Origin of the sequence: Chelativorans sp. J32, assembly GCF_000518985.1 — a bacterium.
In the GTDB taxonomy this organism is placed as follows: Bacteria; Pseudomonadota; Alphaproteobacteria; order Rhizobiales; family Rhizobiaceae; genus Chelativorans.
In genome coordinates this window covers 118,045-140,695 of record NZ_JAEQ01000010.1, presented here as the reverse complement: position 1 = coordinate 140,695, position 22,651 = coordinate 118,045, and the positions used below count along the sequence as shown (strand labels likewise).

Below are 22,651 nucleotides of genomic sequence, written 5' to 3'. Positions count from 1 at the left end.
GGAATCGACCGTCATGGACGAAACCTACAAGATCGCGATCACCCGGCTCGGCGACCGCATCCGCGTCGGCGGCATGGCGGAGATTTCCGGCTACACCAACGATCTGGGCCTGGCGCGGCGGCGCACGCTGGAGCATTCCGTCATGGATCTCTTTCCCGGCGGNGATGCCGCAAAGGCCTCCTTCTGGTCGGGGCTGAGACCGATGACGCCGGACGGGACGCCGGTCATCGGCCCGACGAAAATCGAAGGCCTCTTCCTCAACACCGGCCATGGCACGCTCGGATGGACGATGAGCGCCGGCTCGGCGCGCCTCATCAGCGATCTCGTCAGCGGCCGCAAACCCGACATCGATGCGACGGATCTCGCCATCGCAAGATATGTTTGAAGGGAGAACCCGCTCCCAGTACCGGTTTCTATCGGTCTGAATCCAAATGGCCCCGAAGGGCCATTTGTTTTTTCGTCGATTTGCTTTGGGTACGATCAGCCAAGAACGGTGCTAACGGCCTTCGCCGTCGCGGCAACCACGATGTCGGCCTCTTCGCGGGTCAGGCAGAGCGGAGGCGCAAAGCCGAGAATGTCGCCTTGCGGCATGGCGCGCGTGATAACGCCCTGCTTCAGCATTTCGGCAGCAACCCTCGGACCGACCTTTTCATCTGCGCTGAAGAAGACACGGTTGCCGGGATCCTTCGCCAGCTCGACCGCGCACAACATACCTTCCCCGCGGACTTCTGCGACATTGGCGTGACCGCCGAGCGCCTCACGCATGGATTTTAGGAAATATGCGCCGGTTTCGGCGGCGTTCTGCACCAGGTTCAGGCTGTCGACCAGTTTCAGATTGGCAACACCGGCAGCCGTGCAGAGCGGATGCGCCGAATAGGTCCAGCCGTGTCCGATCGGACCATTTTCGTCGGTCCCCTGCTCGAGTACCTTCCACACCCTATCGCCCACGATCGACCCGGACAGCGGCGCATAGGCCGATGTCAGCCCCTTGGCGATCGTGATGATGTCGGGCCGGATGCCGTAATGGTCGGAACCGAACATGCTGCCGAGACGCCCGAAGCCGGTCACAACCTCGTCTGCGATGAGAAGGATGTCATGACGCTCGAGAACGGACTGAATGGCCTCCCAATAACCTGCTGGCGGAGGAACGATGCCGCCCGTGCCGAGAACGGGTTCGCCTATGAAGGCTGCGATGGTGTCCGCGCCTTCACGCTCGATCAGGGCTTCCAATTCGGCCACGCAGTGCGCAACGAAGGCCGCTTCGTCCATCGAGGCGTCGGGACGACGCAGATAATAGGGCGCCTCGGTGTGAACAACATAGGGAAGAGGCAGGTCGAACTTGGCGTGGAAGCCAGCCAGACCGGTGAGAGAGCCGGTCATGAGCCCCGATCCGTGATAGCCGCGCCAACGCGAAATGATCTTCTTCTTTTCCGGGCGGCCTAGAATGTTGTTATAGTACCAGACAAGCTTGACATTGGTCTCGTTTGCATCCGAACCGCCCAGGCCGAAATAGACCTTGCTCATGCCTTTGGGCGCCCGGTCGATGATCATCTGGGCAAGCGTGATCGAAGCTTCCGTGCCGTGTCCGACATAGGCGTGGTAATAGGCGAGTTCGCGCGCCTGCTCCGCAATCGCATCGGTGATCTCGGTCCGGCCATAGCCAACATTCACGCAGTAAAGGCCGGCGAAGGCATCAAGCAGCTTATTGCCATCGCGGTCCTCGATATAGACTCCCTTGCCGCCCGTGACGATGCGGCTCGGGGTTTCGCCGCGCGCGTGCTGCGCCAGATGGGTGGAAGGGTGGAAGAACGCATTGCGATCCCATTGGCTCAGTTGATCATTCGTCAGCATTGCGGATATTCCCTTTCGTCGTCTTGCGGACCGTCACGCCACGTGACGGCAGAGATACTTCACTTCTGTAAAGGCTTCGAGCCCGAGGCGGGAGCCCTCGCGAGCAAGTCCCGACTGCTTGAAGCCGCCAAACGGGATCGGCGCTCCGGTGATCTTGGTGCGGTTAATGGCCACCATGCCATATTCCAGCGCGCGTCCCATCCGCGCCATACGGGCGGCATCGCGTGTGTGGACATAGGCCACCAGGCCGTATTCCGTTGAATTGGCCGTCGCCGTTACTTCCTCCTCGGTGTCGAAAGCCGCAAGGGGCGCGACCGGTCCGAAGGTTTCCTCATGCATGATCGCAGCATCCGCCGGCACGTCCGCGAGCACGGTCGGCTGGAAGAAGAGCGGGCCGGCCGGATGCCGCGCACCACCTGTGAGACATCTCGCGCCTCGCGCCAGCGCATCTTCGACATGCGCGACCTGCTTCGCCAGCGCGCGCTCGTTCATCAGCGGACCGATGTCGGGATCGTCCATACCGCATCCGACCGTAAGAGAAGCGGTGGCGGCGGCAAAACGCGTGCAGAACTCGTCATAAACGGCTCTCTGGATGAAGAATCGGTTCGCCCCAAGGCAATCCTGCCCCGATGTCGCGAACTTGGCCTTGATTGCCTCGCGAACAGCGCGATCCAAATCGGAATCCGCAAAGACGATGAAGGGGGCATGGCCGCCGAGTTCCAATGCCAGGCGCTTTACGGTGTCCGCAGACTGCCGATAAAGCAGACGACCGATATCGGTGGAGCCGGTGAAGGAAAGCACGCGGACGCGCGCATCCCGTGTCCACGCGCCGACCACGGTAGCCGCATCGCCGGTCACAACGTTGAACACGCCTGCCGGAAAGCCAACACGCCTTGCAAGCACGGCGAGAGCAGTTGCCGAGAACGGGGTCTCGGCGGAGGGATGCACGACACAGGTGCAGCCTGCCGCAAGCGCGGCTGCGGCTTTGCGGGTGATCATCGCCGAGGGAAAATTCCATGGCGTGATCAGGGCCGCAACGCCCAGTGGCTCGCGCCGGACCTCCATCTCCGCGTCCGGAAGATGGGAGGTGATGGACTCCATGTTCAACCGCTTGGCTTCCTCGGCATAGAAGGCGACGAAATCAGCAGCGTAATCGATCTCGCCTCGCGCCTCGGAGATCGGCTTGCCCTGTTCTGCCACCATGATGCGGGCGAGATCTTCGCGCGCCGAGATGATGAGATCGTGCCAGCGGCACAGGTAAGCGGCCCTTTCATGCGCGAGAAGACCGGCCCAATTCGGGAAAGCGGCCGCCGCGACGTCGACAGCCATCGCCGCTTCACGTGAACCGAGCGCGGCCACCGAACCGATGGCGATGCCTGAGGCGGGATCCGTAACAATACGGGTCTGCCCATCCGATCCTGCAACGGCTTCGTTGCCGATATGAGCGAGTTGCGAAAACAGCTCCGGATCGTCAAGCTTTTCCGCGAGCGATGAAATGGCTGTGTCGGAAATCATGGTCAGTTTATTCACGCGCGATCCGCCGTTTATGTGGAGAGGTCTCCAGTCTAGAGGCGTCACCGCAGTTCAGGCTGCCGAAGTAGGGGATCATTTCCGACGACCTGCCTTGTCGAAGGCAGGGATAACAGCAAATTCACCTGCGGCCTGCTCGCCGCCCAACAAAAAATCCCCCTGTCCTGGACAGGGGGATCCGCAGTCTCAGGAAATCACGGCGGCGTGTTTTCAGCCGCGCAGCTCTTCCTGATGCGCCTTGACCAGATCCGCCATGCTGTTGAAGCGGAAATTGTATTTCGGCATGTCGCCTGGATGCATGGTGGCGCCGAAACCGTCCTGGTTGTAGCGGCGGTAGATCCAGCACGAGGCAAGGCCATGGCGGTTTGCCGGGCCGTGATCGTGAAACAGCGATTCCGCCGTATGCAGGATGTCCGATTTCTGGAAGCCCAATCCGGCAAGCTTTTCGACCATGTAGTCGAAATTGCGGTCCGAAGGCTTGTAGGAGCCAATGTCCTCGGCCGTATAGACCGCGTCGAACTCCACTTCGAGCTTGCGGTTCGAATGCGCGAAGGAGCGGTTGTCGACGTTGGAAAGAATGACCAGCTTGTAGTGCTTCTTCAGGTACTGGAGCGCACCGGCGCTATCGGGGAAAGCAGGCCACAACTGGACGCTGGAACCGTAGGTTTCGCAATCTTCCGTGGTAACGCTGACACCCCACTCCTCGGCCAAGCGCTTGTAGACGATGGCCAGCAGATCGCGATAGGGCATCGCCGGCGTCCATTTCTGCTGCGAGGATTCATGCCGTGCATGCGCTTCGAGAATTTCGTTGCGCGAAAGCGGCCGCCCGACGCGCTCGGTCAGCGGGCGCAGACCTTCGACCATGCCGGTTTCCCAGTCGATCAGCGTCCCGTAGCAGTCAAAGGTCAGAACCTTGAAATCCATCAGTTTCATATCACTGTTCCATTTTCTGTGCGGGCGCGGATAGCCCGCTTCCAGCTGTAAGGGTCAGAAAACCTGCCCGCTCTCGATAACTTCCGCCTGAGGTGTCAGCAGAATCACCCGCCCGCTCTGATTATGAGCGCCAAGTATCAGAATCTCGGACTTGAAGCCCGCAATGTTTCTAGGCGGCATGTTTACGACGCAGACCACCTGCCGGCCGACGAGCTCCTCGGGCGTATAGGACGTGATCTGCGCGCTCGACCAGCGCACCCCTAGATCCGCGAAGGAGACGGCCACCTTGTACGACGGATTGCGCGCACGGGGGAATGGCTGCACCTCGGTGATACGCCCTATGCGAATGTCGACCTTGGCAAAGTCATCATAGACGATTTCTGGCTTGATCATGGGATTCCTACTCCGTCTCCCCGAAACCCTACCTACCTGAACCGGCACAGGATGCCGTTCACGGCTCGAATTCGATAAGGACTGAGGCGAGCCGCCCTCGTCATTGGCAGGAAATGCCGTAGGCGCAGGGGCAGGCTTCAGGCGAACTTCGCCAGACCCGGAGCCCGCCATGCGTCCCCATCTACGTGATCGCCTCCAAGACCCCTCCCTGCTGATCGAGCGTGTCCGTATCGGGGCGGAATGGACCGATGCCGACAATGGCGCAACGATCGACGTAACCGATCCCGCCACTGGCGAACTCGTCGGCCGGATACCGGATTGCAGCGCGGTTGAAACGGAACGCGCCATCGCTGCAGCCCAAGCAGCATTCCCTGCCTGGGCAGCATTGGCTGCGGGCGAGCGAGCAGAACGGGTGATGCGATGGCACGATCTCATGATAGCGCATCGCGCAGATCTCGCCGCGATCATGACTGCCGAACAGGGTAAGCCGCTCGCGGAAGCCGACGGCGAGGTCGCCTATGGGGCGTCATTCCTGAAATGGTTCGCCGAAGAAGCCAGGCGGATCTATGGAGAAACCATACCCGGCCAGACCGCGGACCGGCGCATACTGGTGATCCGCCAGCCGGTCGGCGTCACCGCCGCGATCACACCTTGGAACTTCCCGATCGCGATGATCACCCGCAAGGCGGGCCCCGCACTGGCGGCCGGCTGCACCATGGTCGTCAAGCCAGCCGAACTTACGCCGTTCTCCGCCCTCGCCCTCGCCAGGCTGGCGGAAATGGCCGGCATCCCGGCTGGCGTGCTCAACGTGGTCACCGGCGATGCGGCGACGATCGGCAAGACCCTGTGCGAAAGCCCTATCGTGCGCAAGCTGTCCTTCACCGGGTCCACGCGCGTCGGCAAGATACTGATGCGCCAATGTGCCGATACCGTGAAGCGGCTGAGCCTCGAACTGGGGGGCAATGCACCCGTAATCGTGTTCGATGACGCCGATCTCGATATCGCCGTGGAAGGCACCATTGCCAGCAAGTTCCGCAATGCCGGCCAGACCTGCGTCTGCGCGAACCGCATCTATGTTCAAGACGGCATTTATGAGCGCTTCGCCGCCAGGCTTGTTGAGAAGGTCGCTGAACTGACGATCGGCGATGGGTTCACCGAAGGCGCAAGAATTGGCCCGCTGATCAACGAGGCGGCAGTCGCCAAGGCACAGGCCCATGTCTCCGATGCAGTCCTAAAGGGGGCGGAAGTGCTGTGCGGCGGAGCGCGTCACGAACGCGGCGGCCATTTCTTTCAGCCGACGGTTCTTTCCGGCGCCACCCAAGATATGCAGCTGGCGCATGAGGAGACCTTCGGACCCGTCGCGCCGCTGTTCCGCTTCAGCGACGAGGCCGAAGTCGTGGCTGCGGCCAATGCAACGCCCTATGGTCTCGCCGCCTATGTGTTCACCCGCGATCTGGCACGCAGCTTCCGTGTGGGCGAGGCACTGGAGGTCGGCATGGTGGCTCTCAACACGGGAACGATCGCCACCGAAGTCTCCCCGTTCGGCGGCATCAAGGAATCGGGGCTCGGCCGCGAAGGCTCGCGCCACGGCATAGAAGAATTCCTCGAAATGAAGACGCTGCACATGGCGGGAATCTGATGTCTGTGGCGGCCGCAGCACAACATTCTGCCGAGGCCTGCGCCAGCGCGTCATAATGCGGTGAGAAGCCACGATATCGGCGGACAACGCGGTTTGTCGTTGCTAGCGTCTTCACTCCGCAGGGAGGGCACTCGTGCCTGAGCCGCGCGAGACACGAGAGAAACGATATTCCGCAAGGAGGAGGCTGCAGGTGCCCGCGCAGAGTTTGAACTTTACGCCAGAGGAATATGCCCGGCGATTGACCCGGACCCGGGCCGAAATGGCCAGGCGCGGCATCGACACGCTGATCGTCATCGATCCGTCGAACATGAATTGGCTGTCGGGGTATGACGGCTGGTCCTTCTATACACACCAGTGCGTCGTCGTTCCAAGCGAGGGCGAGATGTTCTGGTATGGCCGGGAAATGGATGCCGCCGGCGCGGTCCGCACCGTCTATCTGGCCGACGAGCAGGTCCTGTCGTATCCGGATTACTATGTGCAGAATCCCGATCTGCACCCGATGACGTCCCTGGCGCAGATGATGGCCGATCGCGGCCTGAACCGGGGCACGATCGGCATCGAAATGGACAATTATTACGTCTCGGCTGCCGCCTTCCGCGCAGTCAAGTCAGGCCTGTCCAATGCCCGCTTTCAGGATGCGACGCTCCTCGTCAACTGGCTGCGGGGCGAGAAGTCGCCGACCGAACTCGACTATATGCGCAAGGCTGGCCGCATCGTCGAAGAGATGCACAAGGCAATCCTGAGGGTCGCCGATGTCGGCGTGCCGAAGAATGTCATCGCCGCGGAAATCTATCGCACCGGTCTCTACGGGCTCGAAGACGCGGGGGGCGACTACCCGGCGGTCGTGCCTCTGATGGCTTCCGGGGCCGCAGCCGCAGCGCCACACCTGACATGGGACGAAACGCCCCTCAAGGCCGGTGAGGGGACCTTTTTCGAGATCGCGGGCTGCTACCGCCGCTACCACACGCCCACGTCGCGCACGCTGTTTCTCGGCAAGCCCAGCCAAGCGTTCCTGGATGCGGAAAAGGCGACGCTCGAAGGGTTGGAGGCGGGTCTTGAAGCCGCAAAGCCCGGCAACACCTGCGAAGACATCGCACGCGCCTATTTCGCGGTGCTGGCCCGTTACGGCATCCACAAGGACAGCCGCACCGGTTACGGCGTCGGCATCAGCTACCAGCCCGATTGGGGCGAACGCACGGCCAGCCTGCGGCTGGGCGACCGGACCGTGCTCAAGCCCGGCATGACCTTCCATTTCATGACGGGGCTGTGGCTGGAGGACATGGGGCTGGAGATCACCGAAACCATCGCCATCACAGAAACAGGCCACGAGACGTTGTCGAAAGTCCCGCGCCAGCTCTTTGTCAAGTAACCGGCGCACCGGAGATCGTTGCAAGATGCCCGCAGCACAACCCAACTTTTCCCAATCGGAATATGACGACCGCGTTCGCCGCACTCGCGAGGCGATGCAGAAGGCCGGTGTTGACGTCCTGATCGCTTCCGATCCGTCCAACATGAATTGGCTTACCGGCTATGACGGCTGGTCTTCCTATGTCCCGCAATGCGTCCTTCTTGGATTGGAAGGCGACCCTGTCTGGTACGGCCGCAAGATGGACGCGCCGGGAGCCCGGCTGACCACGTGGCTTCCCGACAGCCAGATACATTATTACCCGGAAAGCTATGTCCAAAGCGGCGAGCGTCACCCATACGACCATCTCCTGGGCGTAATGCAGGGGCTGGGCCTCGACAAGGGCCGCATCGGCGTGGAGATGGACAATTATTTCTACAGCGCCAAGCAGGACATGCTGCTGCGCGGTGCGCTGGGCGACGAGCGCTTCGTCGACGTCACCGGCATGGTGAACTGGCTGCGCGGCGTGAAAAGCGCACAGGAAATCGAATATATGCGCATTGCCGGAAAGATCGTCTCGGCAGCGCACAAGCGCATGTATGAGGTCGTTCGCCCGGGCATCCGCAAGAACGAAGTGGCAGGCGAACTGTTTCACGCCCTCACGGCAGGCGTCGAGGGATATTCGGGCGACTACTCCGCTTTCATGCCGATCATCCCCTCGGGAGCGGACTGCTCTGCGCCGCACCTGACATGGGACGACAAGCCGATGAAGGCCGATGAGGGAACCTTCTTCGAGTTCGCCGGCACCTACAAACGCTACCACGTCCCCCTGTGCCGCACGATCTATCTGGGCAAGCCGACGCAGGCGTTCCTCGATGCCGAGAAGGCGACATTGGAAGGCATGGAGGCAGGCCTTGCCCTGGCAAAGCCCGGCGCGCTCTGCGAGGACATCGCCAACGCATATTTGGGCATCCTGGCGAAATACGGCATCAAGAAGACATCGCGCTCCGGCTATGCCGTTGGCCTGTCCTATCCGCCGGACTGGGGCGAGCGGACGCTGTCGATCCGGCCGGGCGACAAGACCGAACTGAAGCCAGGCATGACGTTCCACTTCATGACCGGACTGTGGCTTCAGGATATGGGCTTCGAATGCACGGAAACCGTTCTGATCACCGAAACCGGCTATGAGCTTCTTGCCGATGTACCGCGCCAACTGTTCGTGAAAGACTGACATGCGCCCCTCCCCCATAACCCTGACCATCGACCTTGAAGCAGATGGGAAGCGGCACGGCCACTTGCGACTGCCGCATAGTCATGACGAAGCTGCGTGGGGATCGATCATGATCCCGATCACCGTGATCAAGAACGGCGATGGACCGACCGCGCTTCTGACAGGCGGCAATCACGGTGACGAATTCGAGGGACCGATCGCCCTCTGGGACATGGCGCGCCAGCTTGAACCCGCGGAAGTGACCGGGCGTGTCATCATCGTGCCGGCGATGAATTTTCCCGCCTTTCAGGCCAACCGCCGCTGCTCGCCCATCGACGGCGTCAATATGAACAGATCGTTTCCCGGCGACCCGGCCGGCACCGTGACGCAGAAGATCGCCGACTATTTCCAACGCTATCTGCTGCCACTGGCCGACGTGGTGCTCGATTTCCATTCCGGCGGACGCACGATGGATCTGCTTCCTTTCGCTGCGGCCCATATTCTCCCGGATCCGAAGCAGGAAGCGGCCTGCTTTGCGGGTGTTAGGGCGTTCGGCGCGCCTTATGCAATGCGGATGCGCGAGATCGACGCCAACGGGATGTACGACACCGCGGCGGAAGAGATGGGCAAGATCTTCGTGACCACCGAGCTGCGCGGTGGTGGCACGGCAACGCCCGAAACCGTGTCTTATGCGAAAACCGGCGCTCGTAACCTGCTGATCCACTCGGGTATCCTGAAGGGCGAGATCGTCCATCGCGAGAGCATCTGGCTTTCGATGGAAAGGGACGGGTGCTTCCTTTTCTGCGACAGCCCGGGCCTGGTCGAACCTCATGTCGGACTCGGCGAGCGCGTCCTGAAGGGGCAGCCCCTAATGTCGATCCACCCGATCCACGCCACCGGGCTTGAACCGAAGGTCTATGTCGCACCGCATGACGGCATTCTGGCCGGCAAGCTGCAATCATGCATTGCTCGAATGGGCGACAATCTTGCGGTCGTTGCGACGATCGAAAGCGACGGCTGATCTGGCCGCGTGATCTTATCCTAAAAGTCTGCGACCTTTCGGGGATCATGCTCTACAGCGCCGTGCGTCCATTCGGACGCACAAAGGACGCTGAAAGTGATGAAACCACGCATCATGCCTATGCTGTAAGAGAAACCGCCGGAAACTCTCGTTTCCGGCGGTACGATAGACAAGGCTTGGTCTTGCCTGTCAGCCGTGACCGATCAGAGCCTTGAGTTCGACGAACTCGTCTATGCCGTATTTTCCATTCTCGCGGCCATTGCCCGACTGTTTGAAGCCGCCGAACGGCGCAAGTCGGTCAAGTTCCGGGTAATTGATATGCACGCGACCGGCCTGCAGCCTGCGGGCCACGCGCCGGGCACGCTCGATGTCACCTGACTGAACATAGGCAGCAAGGCCGTAAATGGTGGAATTGGCGATCCGGACCGCTTCTTCCTCGGTCTTGTAAGTGATGATCGAAAGAACCGGCCCGAAGATTTCCTCGCGCGCGATGGTTATGTCGGGAGAGACCTCGGCGAAGACTGTCGGCTTCACAAAGCAGCCACCGGCAAGATGGGCCGGCAAATTCTCCGGCCGTCCCATGCCACCCGCCACAAGCCGTGCTCCCTCGGTGATGCCGATCTCGATCATCTTCTGCACGCGCTCATACTGAGCAGTCGAAACCAGCGGTCCCATATCCGTCTCTTCCGACAGGGGATCACCAACCCGGACGGAAGCCGCTGTCGCGGCCGCGATTTCGCAAACCTCCGCGAGGCGCTGCTCCGGAACCAGCATGCGCGTCGGCGAGGAACAGGCCTGCCCCGTATTGGCGAAGCAGGACAATACCCCCTTGCGTACAGCTTCCGGAAAATTGGCATCGTCAAGCAGGATGTTGGCGGATTTCCCGCCGAGCTCCTGGGCCACGCGTTTGACCGTTTTTGCAGCCGCTTCGGCAATGGCAATGCCGGCTCTCGTGGAGCCGGTGAAGGAGACCATCGTGATATCCGGGTGAGCACTGATGCGTGCGCCCACCGGCTCACCCAAGCCATGCACAAGATTGAAGACGCCCGCCGGCACTCCGGCCTCGTGTAGCACCTCGGCGAAAAGGATCGCGTTCAGAGGCGCCACTTCCGACGGCTTCAGAACCATCGAGCAGCCCGCGGCGAGCGCGGGGTAGACTTTTGTTGCAATCTGATTGATCGGCACGTTCCAGGGCGTGATGAGCCCGCAAACGCCGATAGGATCCCGCATGATGAGCGTCGTGCCCTTTTTCTCCTCGAACGGATAGGCAGGCAACACTTCAAGCAGCTTCTCCAGATGTGCCACGCCGAGAAAAGCCTGGACATCGCGCGCCTGCCGAACAGGTGTGCCGATTTCGGCGCGCATCACGTCTGCGAAATCGTCAAACCGCCTCTTGTAGACGGCGAGAATGTTCTGAAGCAGTTCCGCCCGCTCCTTAAGGGTGCTGAAGCCCCAGCTCTCCTGCGCGCGCACCGCTGCGTCGACAGCGCGATCGACGTCTTCGGCCACTCCCGACGGAATGCGGGCGATCTCTTCCATGGTGGCAGGGTTAATGACGGGCAGCGTCTCGCTGGAAGCGGAAGGCACCCATGCGCCTTCGATGTAAATGCGGTCGGTATTAGGGATCATGATGGTTCCTTCAGGCTGAGCGGCGCCAGGAGATGAGATCGAGCGTGCGCTGCATCTCGTTCACCTGCAGCGAGAAACTCTCGTCGCCGCCCATGCCAGGCTTGGAGAGCAGGAAATCGGGGCCGGTGGCGAGCCCGGCATGGCAGGTGACGACGGATGACTGCTGCGTTTCGTTTGCGGTGCCGCCAAGATAGCATCCCATCCCCACGGATCTGCTGTAGAGAACCGCCTCGATGGAATTGTGGATCGAACCGAGGTCTGGCGTCTTGATCTGAACCATGTCGACGGCTTCCGCTTCGCCCCAGGCGCGGATGTCGTCGAGCGTGTTGCACCATTCATCGGCAATGATCGTGCAGTCCACACCCTTGCGCCTCATCTCCTGTCTCAACTCCGCGAAGACCGCGATTTGCGCCTGGAGGCTGTCGAGCACGAAGGGGCTTTCGATCATCAGGTGATAGGGCGCGACGGCATCGGCGACGCGAGCAAGATAATCCGCGACGTCCGACGGCTTCTCGTTGAAGAGTGAACCTATCGAGCCATAGACGTCGAAATGCAGCTTGGGGCGATAATCCGCCGCGCCGATTTCCATCACGCGACCGGCGAATTTCCGCACATAGTCCAAAAATATCTGGCCGTCTCGGCCGATGTGCAGATCGATGTCCCCGAAGGATGAATGAGGCAGAATGTCCGCCCGTTTCAGGATCATCCGGTCATGCAGGAGATGGTTGTCGCGCATGCACGACGACAATATCGGCAGCCGCTCGGAAACAATGTCCGTTTCATATTCCGAAGCGACAATCTCGGCCATCGTCACCCGTGCGGCCAGCGCATGCGCATGCAGCAGGGCCTGCGACAGCCCGTAGCGGATCGCCATGTGCAGCGGACGTCCGCCAACCTGCATCGCGTCATATTCCTGCGCCATGGCACGGAAGCCGCACAATGTTCTGCCGCGCAGGCTTTCACGGATGGTCCCGGTGAGAGTCTCCATGTGTTCATGAGGCAGAAATGGCCGGTCGCGGCCGGCATAGCCGGCGAGAATGACATCGGCGCAGTCTCCGAAGGCTACGGAACCGTCCTCGAGCAGGAGCTGGATCGAGACCGTCCCTGCCGGCTGGGTAATCGTGCTGAACCCAGGAATTATGGGGTTTCCGTCATAAAGATAGCCATTGGGCCTGGCTCCTCGCCGGATGGCTTCGCGGTCCTGATGTACGAAGCACGAGACTCCGACGGTAAAAAGGGCATCGACAATTTTCACGGCGCACTCCTGCCATCAGTTGTGCGTCCAACCTAAGTGCGGCACCACAGCATGATTGATAACAAAGCCCCCGAGAGTCGGCGCGATCTGCTGTTTGGGGTCGCGGATTCAGTTTCCATCTAAGGGGCTCCCGCCTCACTTTAGAGCAATAAGAATCCGATAACCCCGCGACAACAACAGGAATGGGAGCCTTCCACCGTGTCCAGAATATTTGTGCCGAATTTCGGTTTCCTCAGCACTTCCCAGGAAAAGGACGTTTTGCGAAGGCTCTCTGAAGGTCCCTCGCGCCGGGCTGTGCTCAAGGGGCTTGTCGCTGCCGGTCTTGCAAGTGGTGTCGCCGGCAATGTCCTTCTTGCTGCAACCAACGCGCGCGCAAACACGCCGGTTCGCGGCGGAACATTGCGCGTCGCAGGTGCAATGTCGTCCACGGCCGACACGGCTGATCCTGCCCTTTTCGGCAATTCGACCGATTATTCACGCGGGTTCATGTTCTATAACGGTCTGACCGTCATAGATCCTGAGATGAAGGCTCAGCCGCAGCTTGCAAGCTCCTGGGACCAGGACGGCACGAACACTGTCTGGACCTTCAAGATTCGCGAGGGCGTCACCTTCCACGACGGCTCGGCGCTTACGTCGGCTGACGTCGTCTACTCGCTGAACCGCCACCTCGATCCCGCTACGGGCACGAAGGCGATGACGATTGCCAGCCAGTTCAAGGAAGTGGCCGCCACCGGCTCGCACGAAGTGAGGATCACCCTCGTCGGCCCCAATGGCGACCTTCCCATTCTGCTCAGCACTCCGCATTTCATGATCGTCAAGGACGGCACCACGGATTTCAGCAAGCCGAACGGCACCGGCCCCTTTGTCGCGGAGGAATTCACGCCTGGCGTGCGCTCTCTCGGCGTGCGCAACGAGAACTACTGGAAGGAAGGTCTTCCATACCTCGATGCCGTGGAGTTCTTCGGCATTCCCGAGGAAAACGCGCGTCTCAACGCTCTCATCTCCGGCGACGTCCAGCTGACCACCACGATCAACCCACGCGCGATCAGTCAGATCGAGGCGAATCCCAACGTCGTGCTCTTTGAGACGAAGAGCGGCACCTACAGCAACCTGATCATGCGCCAGGACGCCGCGCCGGGGAACAATCCCGACTTTGCGCTGGGCATGAAATACCTGATGAACCGCGCGATGATCCGCAATGCGGTGTTCCGCGATTTTGCCGTGCTGGGCAACGATCACCCGATCGACCCTTCCAATCCATTCTTCAATGCTGATATTCCGCAGCGGGAATTCGATCCGGAAAAGGCCAAGTTCCATCTTGAGAAGGCGGGTGTCCTCAACACGCCGATCCCGATGGTCGTTGCCGAAACCGCCCGCGCCTCGATTGAGATGGGTTCGATGCTGATGGAAGACGGGCGCGATATCGGGCTCCAGATCGATCTTCAGCGTGTTCCCTCCGATGGTTACTGGTCCAACTACTGGATGAAGGTGCCGGTCGGTTTTGGAACGGTCTCCCATCGCCCGACTGCCGACCTCGTCCTCTCCCTGTTCTACAAGTCCGATGCTCCGTGGAACGAGGCCGGGTGGAAGAGCGAACAGTTCGACCAGTTGCTGATCGCCGCCAGGGCAGAGCCGGACTTCGATCGCCGTAAACAGATGTATGGGGACATGCAGGTGATGATCCACGAGTCCGGCGGCACCGGCATTCCGGTCTTCTTCTCCAATCTTGACGCTCACAGCGCGAAGCTGAAAGGCATGGTGCCGATCGCTACCGGCAACATGATGGGCTTCAATTTCGCCGAAAGCGTCTGGCTCGAGGCTTGAGGGTTCCCTCCGGTCTTCCCCCCGCCGGCAACGGCGGGGGACGTTTCCGTTATGGATCGACCTATAGCGCTCAGTAGTTGCCGGCCTTTTTGCCAAGTGACGGAGTCCACGTGAACGGCAAGATCACCGAACTTATCCTTAAGCGGATCGGCGTCATGTTTCTGACCCTCTGGCTGGTTGCGACGCTGATTTTCATCGCGTCCAACCTGCTTCCGGGAGACGCCGCGACGGCCTCGCTCGGCCAGTTCGCCACCAAAGAAACCGTTGAGGGACTGCGCTCCGCACTCGGCTTGGACCAGCCGCCACTGCAACGCTATTTCAGCTGGATGGCAGCGCTGGTGCAGGGGGACGCAGGCATCTCGCTCGTCAACAAACAGCCGGTCATCGACCAGTTGCTGGGCCGCATGTCGAATACGCTGTTCCTGGCGGCATTGACCACGGCAATTGCCATCCCGGTTGCACTCTTCATCGGCGTTACCAGCGCGATCTGGCGCGGAAGTTTCTACGACCGGCTGGTCAGCGGTTCGTCGGTTCTGGCGATGTCGACACCGGAATTCATGGTTGCGACACTGATCGTCTTCGTGTTCGCGGTGCATCTAGGATGGCTTCCAGCACTTGCGAACCTGAACGCCGCCTCCACGCTGGACTTGATGAAATCACTGCTGATGCCGGTCTGTGTGCTCGTCTTCATCGTGGTTGCGCAGATGGCGCGCATGATCCGCGCCGCGCTGATCTCCACGCTGCAATCATCCTATATCGAAATGAGCACGCTTAAAGGTGCCACCCGCAACCGAATCGTGCTGCGCCACGCCATGCCGAATGCGCTTGCGCCGATCCTCAACTCTACTGCGCTGGCGCTGAACTCGCTTTTGAGCGGCGTGGTGTTCGTCGAGATCATCTTCAACTATCCGGGGGTTGCTCGCCTGATGGTGGATGCAGTGTCTACGCGGGACATTCCACTCGTTCAGGCCTGCGCGATGGTGTTCTGCTCCAGCTATCTCATCCTCGTCACCATTGCCGACATCTTCGCCATCATCACCAATCCGAGGCTGCGAAGGGGGCGCGCGCACTGATGTCCAGTCCTGCAGAAAACCGTCTGATCTCCGCGTTTCGCTTCTCGCCTGCGGCAATAATCTCCCTCGCCATCATCCTTTTCTGGACTGCGATTGCGATCATCGGGCCATGGATCGCACCTCACTCCCCCGGCCGGATCGTCGACTTCGACGTGTTCGGACCGATGTCGGCCAGTTTTCCGGCAGGCTCCGACTATATGGGACGCGATATGCTCTCCCGTATCATCGTGGGAACGCGATACACTGTCGGCATATCGGTCACGGCCACACTCATCGCATCCTTCGTGGGGACCTTCCTTGGACTGTTCGCGGCGGTATCGGGAGGAGCTGTCGATTCAGTGCTCAGCCGGGCAATGGATACGCTGATCTCCCTGCCGAGCACCATCTTCGCGCTGGTGATCGTCGCTGGCCTGGGCAGCTCCATTCCGGTTCTGATCGGCGCATCCGCCTTTCTGTACACACCGGGCATCTACCGCGTCGCGCGCGCCGTCGCTCTCACAATCGTGGTGCAGGACTTCGTTACCGCCGCAAGGGCACGTGGCGAGGGCAAGCTCTACATCATGCTGCGCGAGGTGCTGCCCAACATGCTGCCGCCCGTTCTGACCGATTTCGGCGTCCGGTTCGTCTACATCATGCTGCTCATCAGCGGCCTCGGCTTCCTGGGCCTTGGCGTGCAACCTCCGGAAGTGGACTGGGGGACGCTCGTCTACGAAAACCTCGCAGGTGTCGGCCTTGGCGCACCGGCTGCTTTCCTGCCGGCATTTTGCGTGGTTTCGCTGGCCCTCGCAGTCAATCTCTTCCTCGACAGCATCGGCGATAGGGCAAAAGCTGGGAGTAGCGAGCTGTGAGCCAGCCTTTTCTGCGAATCAAAAACCTTGAGATTTGCGTCCCCGGTGCCGGAGGCAAGCCGAGACCCATCGTTCAGGATATCGAGCTGACCCTTGAGAAGGGGCAGGTTCTTGCCCTGATCGGCGAATCCGGTTCCGGAAAGACCACGATCGCGCTTTCGATGATGGGCTATGCCCGCAGCGGCTGCTCCTTCACCAAAGGGTCCGTTGTGGTCGACGGCACCAACATGCTGGATCTGACGTTTGAACAGCGCCGACACCTGCGTGGCAACAAGATCGCCTATATCCCGCAGAGCGCCGCCGCCTCCTTCAACCCGGCATTCCGCCTGATCGACCAGATCACCGAGAGCGCGCGCATTCACGGTACCATGACGCGTCCGGAGGCAGCCGCCAAGGCAAGGGCCCTGTTTGCCGAACTGGGGCTGCCAGATCCGGACCGGATCGGCGAGCGTTATCCGCACGAGGTTTCGGGCGGGCAGTTGCAGCGGATGATCGCGGCGATGGCGATGCTGAACGATCCCGCGTTGATCATCCTCGATGAGCCGACCACCGCTCTCGACGTGACCACGCAGATTGAAGTCCTGCGTGCTTTCAAGCGGATGGTGCAGAACCACCATGCGACAGCCGTCTACGTATCGCACGATCTGGCAGTGGTCGCGCAGATGGCAGACAAGATCGCTGTTCTCAAAGACGGCACTCTTCAGGAAGTGGACGAGACGGGACACCTCCTATCCTCTCCCAGCGCAGCCTATACGCGCGAACTGCTTGCGGCAGCCGAACCGCACGAACGTGCAAAGCTCGGTGACACCTCGTCCATCCGCCCGCTCGTTGAGGTCCGTGACCTCAACGCCGGGTACGGGGCGATAAAGAACAACACCGCCACCTTCCCCATCGTGCACGATGTCAGTTTCGACATCGCGCCGGGCGAAATCGTCGGGGTCATCGGGGAAAGCGGTTCCGGCAAGTCCACGCTGGCGCGGGTCCTCGCCGGCATTCATCCGGCGTCGAAAGGGCGGATGACGATCGAGGGCGAGGACATCGGCTTGCAGGGCAAAGCCCGCAGCAAGGAGCGACGCCAAGCCGTCCAGATGGTGTTCCAGATGGCCGACACCGCGCTCAATCCCGCGCAGACAATTCATCAATTGCTGCGCCGCCCGCTGGATTTCTACGATATCGGCGACAAGTCGCGGCGTGACGCGCGCGTTTTCGAGCTGATGGATCTTGTGCAGATTCCGCGTTCTGCGGCGGGCCGCAGGCCCGGAGAGCTTTCGGGCGGGCAGAAGCAGCGTGTCAACCTCGCGCGGGCTGTCGCCGCTGAACCGAAGCTGCTCCTTTGCGACGAAGTGACTTCAGCCCTCGACACGATCGTCGCAAGCTCGGTGCTCAACCTGCTTACGGACCTGCGCCACGAATTCGGGCTGGCGATGCTGTTCATCTCGCACGATCTCGGAACCGTTTCGGCGATCTGTGACCAGGTGATGGTGATGTATCGCGGCCGCATCGTGACCAAGGCCGCACCGCAGAACCTGACCCACCCCCCCGTTTCACCCTACACCGAGATGCTCATCCGCTCGGTCCCACAGCTACGGCCCGGCTGGCTCGAGGAAGCCGAGCAGGGCATGCCAGCGCTGCGCGAGGCGGTCGCGCGGCTATAGCCTCTCGAACACAGAAAGCATGGGTTCATGTCCACCCAGACCACACCGGAAAATCTTGAACGGATTGCGAAAGACCCGCTGCTCCAGCCCTTCCGCATCCGGCATCTAACCCTGAAGAACAGGATCATGAGCACCTCCCATGCCGCCACGCTGGATGGGACGATGCCGATGGAACACTATCAGCGCTATCATGAGGAAAAGGCCAAGGGCGGCCTGGCGCTGACGATGTTTGGCGGCTCGGCCATGGTGTCGCGCGACAGCAACTGGGGCGGTAGCCAGATGGATATCTCTTCAGACGCCATCATCCCGCACATTCAGCAGTTCGCAGAGCGCATCCACGCTCACGGCGCGGCACTGATGACCCAGATTTCGCATCTGGGCCGCCGCGCGGACAGCACTGTCGTTGACTGGTTGCCGAACATCGCGCCTTCGCGCCTGCGCGAGGTGGGGCACCGTTCCTTCTCGCGCGAGATGGACATGCACGACATCCGCCGTGTCGTACGCGAATACGGACAGGCAGCAAGACGTTGCAAGGAAGGCGGACTTGACGGCCTGGAGACCATGACCGGCGGACATCTGCTCGGACAGTTCCTGTCGCCGGCTACCAATTTCCGAACCGACGGCTTCGGCGGATCGGTGGAGAACCGCGTCCGGCTGGTGCTGATGGTTCATGAAGAAATCCGCAAGCAGGTCGGCGACGATTTCATTGTCGGCATCCGCTACGACATCAACGAGGATGACCCCAACGGTCTCCTCTATGAGGACGCTCTGAAGGCAGCGGAGATCCTCCAGTCCGAAGGTCACATCGATTTTTTCAATTGCATCTTTGGCCGGCTCGACACCGAGCTCGCGCTGCTGACCTACAACATTCCCGCGATGGCGCAGCCCATCGCTCCGTGGCTCGCCGCGGTGGGCGAATTCCGCAAATCTGTCAAGCTGCCCGTCTTCCACGCTGCCAAGATTGCCGACCTGGCCACCGCCCGCCACGCCATCAAGGAAGGGCTGCTCGACATGGTGGGCATGACGCGTGCCCATATTGCCGATCCGCAGATCGTCAACAAACTCATGCGCGGCGAGGAAGAGCGTATCCGTCCCTGTGTCGGCGCTTCGCACTGTCTCTATCGTCGCGTCGCCTGTATCCACAACGCTGCGACCGGGCGTGAGGTGCTTTTGCCTCAGGTCGTGCAACCCACCAAGGAGCGGGTAAAGCGCGCCGTGGTTGTGGGCGGCGGTCCGGGTGGCATGGAAGCTGCGCGCATTCTGGCCGAGCGTGGCCACAAGGTAACGCTTCTCGAAGCGGGTGCACGGCTGGGTGGTCAGCTGCTTCTGGCGGGCCGGGCGGGTTTCCGCCGCGATCTCCTGTCGATCGTCGGCTGGCGCGAGGCCGAGCTGGAAAAACTCGGCGTCGAGGTTCGGCTGAATGTCTATGCCGAAGCATCGGATGTCGAGGCGCTCAACCCCGACGTGGTGATCGTCGCCACCGGCGGCCTTCCGGATATCGACTGGGTCGACGGGGCCGACCACGTCACCTCGATCTGGGACGTGCTGGGAGATCCCGGAATGGCCCGCCCCGGTGCGGTCATTTACGACGGAACGGGACGCCATCCCGCTCCGTCGACGGCGATGCATCTGGCGGAACAGGGTACACCGGTGTCGCTCGTAACTCTCGACCCGCACCTTGCTCCGGAAATGGAGTACCAGTCGCGGGTCACCTATCGCAAGAAGCTTGCCGAACTGAACGTGCCGATCCTCCACGAGCACAAGCTCCTGTCGGTAAGGCCTGATGGCAACGGCTACATCGCCCGTTTCGAGCATCAGCTCACCGGCGCGATCCATGAGCGACCTGCGCCACAGGTCATCGTTGAGCATGGCACGATACCGCTCGACGAGGTGTTCCACGAGCTGGCGGAGAAGTCGGGCAATCAGGGTGTCACCGACATCGAAGCTGCGGTCGAGGGGCGTGCGCAACCGGAACCGCCGGAGGGTCAGTTTGCTCTCTACCGCATAGGTGACTGCGTCACCAGCCGCTCGGTCCACGCGGCCATGTATGATGCACTGCGCATCTGCGCATTCATATGAACGAAGAGCATGTCATGAAGTCTTATTCCCTGGCCCTCATCCCCGGCGATGGCATCGGGGAACCGGTCATCGACGCGGCAATGAGAGTGGCCGAGGCCGTTTCGGCAAGGCACGGGTTCGCGCTGACGCCGACCACATTCGAGTGGTCATGCGACTATTATCTGCGGCACGGACGTATGATGCCCGAAGACGGCATCGAGCAGCTTCGTCCTTTCGATGCGATCCTGCTCGGCGCCGTCGGATGGCCGCAAACCGTGCCCGACAGCGTTTCGCTCCATGGTTTGTTGTTGCCGATCCGGAAGGCATTTCGCCAATACGCCAATATCCGCCCGCATCGGCTGCTTCCCGGCGTGGAAGGGCCGCTTCGGGCAACAAACTTCGATCTTCTTTGCATCCGCGAGAACACCGAAGGCGAATATTCCGGCGCGGGCGGGCGTCTGCACCAAGGCACGCCGCAGGAAGTTGCGGTGGAAACCTCGATCTTCACCCGGGAAGGCGTGGAGCGCATCCTGCGCTACGGCTTCGAACAGGCGCGGGCGCGTTCGGGACGGCTTGCTTCCGTCACCAAGTCGAATGCGCAGAAATACTCCATGGTATTCTGGGATGAGGTGACCGCCGAGATCGCCGCGGAGTTTCCCGACGTGGAAGTCCGAAGCTACCACATCGATGCGATGGCAGCGCGGATGGTGATGCAGCCGGAGAGCCTCGACGTGGTCGTGGCATCCAATCTCTTCGGCGATATCCTCACCGATCTGGGTGCGGCGATCCAGGGTGGATTGGGTTTCGCGGCTTCCGCGAACATCAATCCCGATCGCTCCGCCCCCTCAATGTTCGAGCCGGTGCACGGTTCGGCGCCCGACATCGCTTCGCTCGGCATTGCCAATCCGATCGCCGCGATCTGGTCGGCGGCGATGATGCTGGAGCATCTGGGCGAGATGGAAGCCGCAAAAGACATCATGGAGGCACTGGCGCGCACCACTGCTGCCGGTATCGGAGTGCGCCCCGGCGGACATCGCACCGACGAGATAACCCGCGCGGTGCTTGCCCAGATCGGCTGACGCGACCCATCGGAAATACGAAGAGGGGAGAGCGCAATGCGCCCTCCCCTCTTTTTTGGAAGCCTTCCCGACCGCACCAGCGATCATAGGAGCGCAAGCGTGCGCGCCATCTCGTTGCGCATGATCATCAGTGCAGCGTCCCCTCCGAGGCCGGGCCGACCGAGCAGGAAATCTGCCCCGCAAGCCAGGGCCAGATGCGTTGCGATACGCGATGACTGATCCGTGTCGTTGGCCGTGCCGCCAAGGCAGCAGCCGATGCCATTCTCGCGGCAGTAAATCAGGGCCTCGATGGTGTTGCCGATGCCGCCGAGATCCGGCGCCTTGATCTGCACCATGTCGGCAGCCTTCTCCGCGTGAAAGCGCCGGATATCCTCAAGCGTGTTGCACCATTCGTCGACGATCAGCCTGATCGGCAGACCCGCGGCCGCAATGGATCGGCGCAGTTCGGCGTAAAGCCGGATCTGCTCGTCCTGGGTCGGTGCGATGATCGGGCTTTCGATGTAAAGCCTGTACGGGCTTGCTGCCTGGCTCAAACGGCCGAGGAAAGCCGTTATCTTTTCTATGTTGTTGCCCGTCATCTCGCCTATCGTGCCATAGGTATCGAGATGAATGGTCGGCTGGTAGTCCTTAGCTCCGACCGCCGCGATGCGGTCGGAAAGGCCTCTCGCATAATCCAGGATCAAATGCCCGTCCGGGCCGAGATCGGTTTCCACGACCGTAAAGCTTGCGTGCGGCAGGAGATCTGCCCGCTTCATGATCATGCGGTCGAGGACCAGCGGGTCGGTCTTGGGGATCGACACCAAAATCGGCACCAGGGCCGTGCCCGGAGTGGTGCCATAATCGGCCGCCACCACCTCAGCCATGGTCACGCCGCGCACGAGAGAAGCCGCATGGAGCAGCGCCTGGCTCACGCCATAGCGCAAAGCCATATGCAGGGACGACGTTTCGACCCGCGCCTCGAACGCTTCGGCATTGGCGCGAAACGCCGCAGGATCGATCTTCTCAAGCCAGGGCCTGACGAGCGCGTCGAAGGTTTCGAGATGCTCTTCCGGCGCGAATGGCCTATCGCGGCCGGCAGCCCCTGCGAATATCACGTCCAGGCAGTCGCCATGTGCGATGTTGCCGTCTTCCAGGCGCAGCATGACCGAAAGCACCCGGCTCTCCTGCGATATTTCTGAGAAGCCCGGCGTTACAGGCCGGCCGTCATAGAAGAAGCCGTTACCCGGCGCGCCTGTCTTGATGCCGGCGAGGTCCTTGTGGGCAAAGCCGGAAAGGCCAACAGCAGTGTGTACGGAGCGGATTTTCATC

General features: G+C 61.2%; 18 protein-coding genes. 11 read left to right on the top strand and 7 right to left on the bottom strand.

Annotation, left to right across the window (positions count from 1 at the left end; genetic code table 11):
• Window positions 1-385, top strand: a 385-nt coding sequence (locus CHEJ32_RS0114530; RefSeq protein ID WP_028033798.1) for an FAD-dependent oxidoreductase, incomplete at its 5' end; no start/stop codon positions are given.
• Window positions 386-480: 95 nt separating this feature from the next.
• On the opposite strand, the gene CHEJ32_RS0114525 is transcribed toward CHEJ32_RS0114530, so the two are convergent.
• The 4 genes from CHEJ32_RS0114525 to CHEJ32_RS0114510 all read right to left on the bottom strand — a co-directional run bounded on the left by CHEJ32_RS0114525 (window position 481) and on the right by CHEJ32_RS0114510 (window position 4,707).
• Window positions 481-1,851, bottom strand: a complete 1,371-nt coding sequence (locus tag CHEJ32_RS0114525; RefSeq protein WP_028034437.1) for an aspartate aminotransferase family protein — start codon at window positions 1,849-1,851, stop codon at window positions 481-483.
• Between the two features lie 33 nt (window positions 1,852-1,884).
• Complete coding sequence (locus CHEJ32_RS0114520) at window positions 1,885-3,366, bottom strand: NAD-dependent succinate-semialdehyde dehydrogenase (protein WP_198023874.1); 1,482 nt, start codon at window positions 3,364-3,366, stop codon at window positions 1,885-1,887.
• A 225-nt stretch (window positions 3,367-3,591) separates the two neighbouring features.
• A complete protein-coding gene (locus tag CHEJ32_RS0114515) occupies window positions 3,592-4,314 on the bottom strand; it encodes a haloacid dehalogenase type II (RefSeq protein ID WP_028034435.1) in 723 nt (240 codons plus the stop codon).
• A 54-nt stretch (window positions 4,315-4,368) separates the two neighbouring features.
• Window positions 4,369-4,707 (bottom strand): tRNA-binding protein, encoded by a 339-nt coding sequence (locus CHEJ32_RS0114510; RefSeq protein WP_028034434.1) that lies wholly within the window; start codon window positions 4,705-4,707, stop codon window positions 4,369-4,371.
• Window positions 4,708-4,876: 169 nt separating this feature from the next.
• On the opposite strand from CHEJ32_RS0114510, the gene CHEJ32_RS0114505 reads away from it, so the two are divergent.
• The 4 genes from CHEJ32_RS0114505 to doeB all read left to right on the top strand — a co-directional run bounded on the left by CHEJ32_RS0114505 (window position 4,877) and on the right by doeB (window position 9,922).
• On the top strand, window positions 4,877-6,346 hold the full coding sequence (locus tag CHEJ32_RS0114505; protein ID WP_028034433.1) for an NAD-dependent succinate-semialdehyde dehydrogenase: 1,470 nt from the start codon (window positions 4,877-4,879) through the stop codon (window positions 6,344-6,346).
• Between the two features lie 190 nt (window positions 6,347-6,536).
• Entirely contained in the window at window positions 6,537-7,715 is a 1,179-nt protein-coding gene (doeA, locus tag CHEJ32_RS0114500) for an ectoine hydrolase DoeA (RefSeq protein ID WP_028034432.1), read from the top strand.
• Window positions 7,716-7,740: 25 nt separating this feature from the next.
• Window positions 7,741-8,922 carry a M24 family metallopeptidase gene (locus CHEJ32_RS0114495; RefSeq protein ID WP_028034431.1) on the top strand — a complete coding sequence of 394 codons (1,182 nt, stop codon included), beginning with the start codon at window positions 7,741-7,743 and terminating at the stop codon, window positions 8,920-8,922.
• 1 nt (window position 8,923) lies between these two features.
• Window positions 8,924-9,922, top strand: a complete 999-nt coding sequence (doeB, locus tag CHEJ32_RS0114490; RefSeq protein WP_028034430.1) for a N(2)-acetyl-L-2,4-diaminobutanoate deacetylase DoeB — start codon at window positions 8,924-8,926, stop codon at window positions 9,920-9,922.
• Window positions 9,923-10,111: 189 nt separating this feature from the next.
• Here the strand turns inward: doeB and CHEJ32_RS0114485 are convergent, their stop codons facing one another.
• Window positions 10,112-11,551: an aldehyde dehydrogenase family protein gene (locus CHEJ32_RS0114485; protein WP_198023872.1), complete on the bottom strand. Its 1,440-nt coding sequence runs from the start codon at window positions 11,549-11,551 to the stop codon at window positions 10,112-10,114.
• 10 nt (window positions 11,552-11,561) lie between these two features.
• Window positions 11,562-12,806, bottom strand: coding sequence for a methylaspartate ammonia-lyase (locus CHEJ32_RS0114480; protein WP_028034428.1), 1,245 nt, complete (start codon window positions 12,804-12,806; stop codon window positions 11,562-11,564).
• Between the two features lie 198 nt (window positions 12,807-13,004).
• On the opposite strand from CHEJ32_RS0114480, the gene CHEJ32_RS0114475 reads away from it, so the two are divergent.
• From CHEJ32_RS0114475 to CHEJ32_RS0114450, 6 genes are all read left to right on the top strand, one after another.
• Window positions 13,005-14,630: an ABC transporter substrate-binding protein gene (locus CHEJ32_RS0114475; protein ID WP_245261108.1), complete on the top strand. Its 1,626-nt coding sequence runs from the start codon at window positions 13,005-13,007 to the stop codon at window positions 14,628-14,630.
• Between the two features lie 110 nt (window positions 14,631-14,740).
• Entirely contained in the window at window positions 14,741-15,703 is a 963-nt protein-coding gene (locus tag CHEJ32_RS0114470; RefSeq protein WP_028034426.1) for an ABC transporter permease, read from the top strand.
• Window positions 15,703-16,551 (top strand): ABC transporter permease, encoded by an 849-nt coding sequence (locus tag CHEJ32_RS0114465; RefSeq protein WP_051469692.1) that lies wholly within the window; start codon window positions 15,703-15,705, stop codon window positions 16,549-16,551. The genes CHEJ32_RS0114470 and CHEJ32_RS0114465 overlap by 1 nt, the downstream gene beginning before the upstream one ends.
• Window positions 16,548-18,206, top strand: coding sequence for an ABC transporter ATP-binding protein (locus CHEJ32_RS0114460; protein WP_084032821.1), 1,659 nt, complete (start codon window positions 16,548-16,550; stop codon window positions 18,204-18,206). The genes CHEJ32_RS0114465 and CHEJ32_RS0114460 overlap by 4 nt, the downstream gene beginning before the upstream one ends.
• Window positions 18,207-18,233: 27 nt before the next feature.
• The gene (locus CHEJ32_RS0114455) at window positions 18,234-20,285 is read left to right on the top strand and encodes an FAD-dependent oxidoreductase (protein WP_051469691.1); all 2,052 of its coding nucleotides are present in this window, start codon (window positions 18,234-18,236) and stop codon (window positions 20,283-20,285) included.
• Between the two features lie 14 nt (window positions 20,286-20,299).
• On the top strand, window positions 20,300-21,343 hold the full coding sequence (locus tag CHEJ32_RS0114450; RefSeq protein WP_028034422.1) for a tartrate dehydrogenase: 1,044 nt from the start codon (window positions 20,300-20,302) through the stop codon (window positions 21,341-21,343).
• 83 nt (window positions 21,344-21,426) lie between these two features.
• Here the strand turns inward: CHEJ32_RS0114450 and CHEJ32_RS0114445 are convergent, their stop codons facing one another.
• Window positions 21,427-22,650, bottom strand: a complete 1,224-nt coding sequence (locus tag CHEJ32_RS0114445) for a methylaspartate ammonia-lyase (RefSeq protein WP_028034421.1) — start codon at window positions 22,648-22,650, stop codon at window positions 21,427-21,429.
• Window position 22,651: the final 1 nt, after the last annotated feature.

Excerpts from the sequence above, each read along its gene's own strand:
- CHEJ32_RS0114525 (WP_028034437.1), bottom strand. The coding sequence starts at position 1,851 with ATGCTGACGAATGATCAACTGAGCCAATGGGATCGCAATGCGTTCTTC.
- CHEJ32_RS0114520 (WP_198023874.1), bottom strand. The coding sequence starts at position 3,366 with ATGATTTCCGACACAGCCATTTCATCGCTCGCGGAAAAGCTTGACGAT.
- CHEJ32_RS0114515 (WP_028034435.1), bottom strand. The coding sequence starts at position 4,314 with ATGAAACTGATGGATTTCAAGGTTCTGACCTTTGACTGCTACGGGACG.
- CHEJ32_RS0114510 (WP_028034434.1), bottom strand. The coding sequence starts at position 4,707 with ATGATCAAGCCAGAAATCGTCTATGATGACTTTGCCAAGGTCGACATT.
- CHEJ32_RS0114505 (WP_028034433.1), top strand. The coding sequence starts at position 4,877 with ATGCGTCCCCATCTACGTGATCGCCTCCAAGACCCCTCCCTGCTGATC.
- CHEJ32_RS0114495 (WP_028034431.1), top strand. The coding sequence starts at position 7,741 with ATGCCCGCAGCACAACCCAACTTTTCCCAATCGGAATATGACGACCGC.
- doeB (WP_028034430.1), top strand. The coding sequence starts at position 8,924 with ATGCGCCCCTCCCCCATAACCCTGACCATCGACCTTGAAGCAGATGGG.
- CHEJ32_RS0114485 (WP_198023872.1), bottom strand. The coding sequence starts at position 11,551 with ATGATCCCTAATACCGACCGCATTTACATCGAAGGCGCATGGGTGCCT.
- CHEJ32_RS0114465 (WP_051469692.1), top strand. The coding sequence starts at position 15,703 with ATGTCCAGTCCTGCAGAAAACCGTCTGATCTCCGCGTTTCGCTTCTCG.
- CHEJ32_RS0114455 (WP_051469691.1), top strand. The coding sequence starts at position 18,234 with ATGTCCACCCAGACCACACCGGAAAATCTTGAACGGATTGCGAAAGAC.
- CHEJ32_RS0114450 (WP_028034422.1), top strand. The coding sequence starts at position 20,300 with ATGAAGTCTTATTCCCTGGCCCTCATCCCCGGCGATGGCATCGGGGAA.
- CHEJ32_RS0114445 (WP_028034421.1), bottom strand. The coding sequence starts at position 22,650 with ATGAAAATCCGCTCCGTACACACTGCTGTTGGCCTTTCCGGCTTTGCC.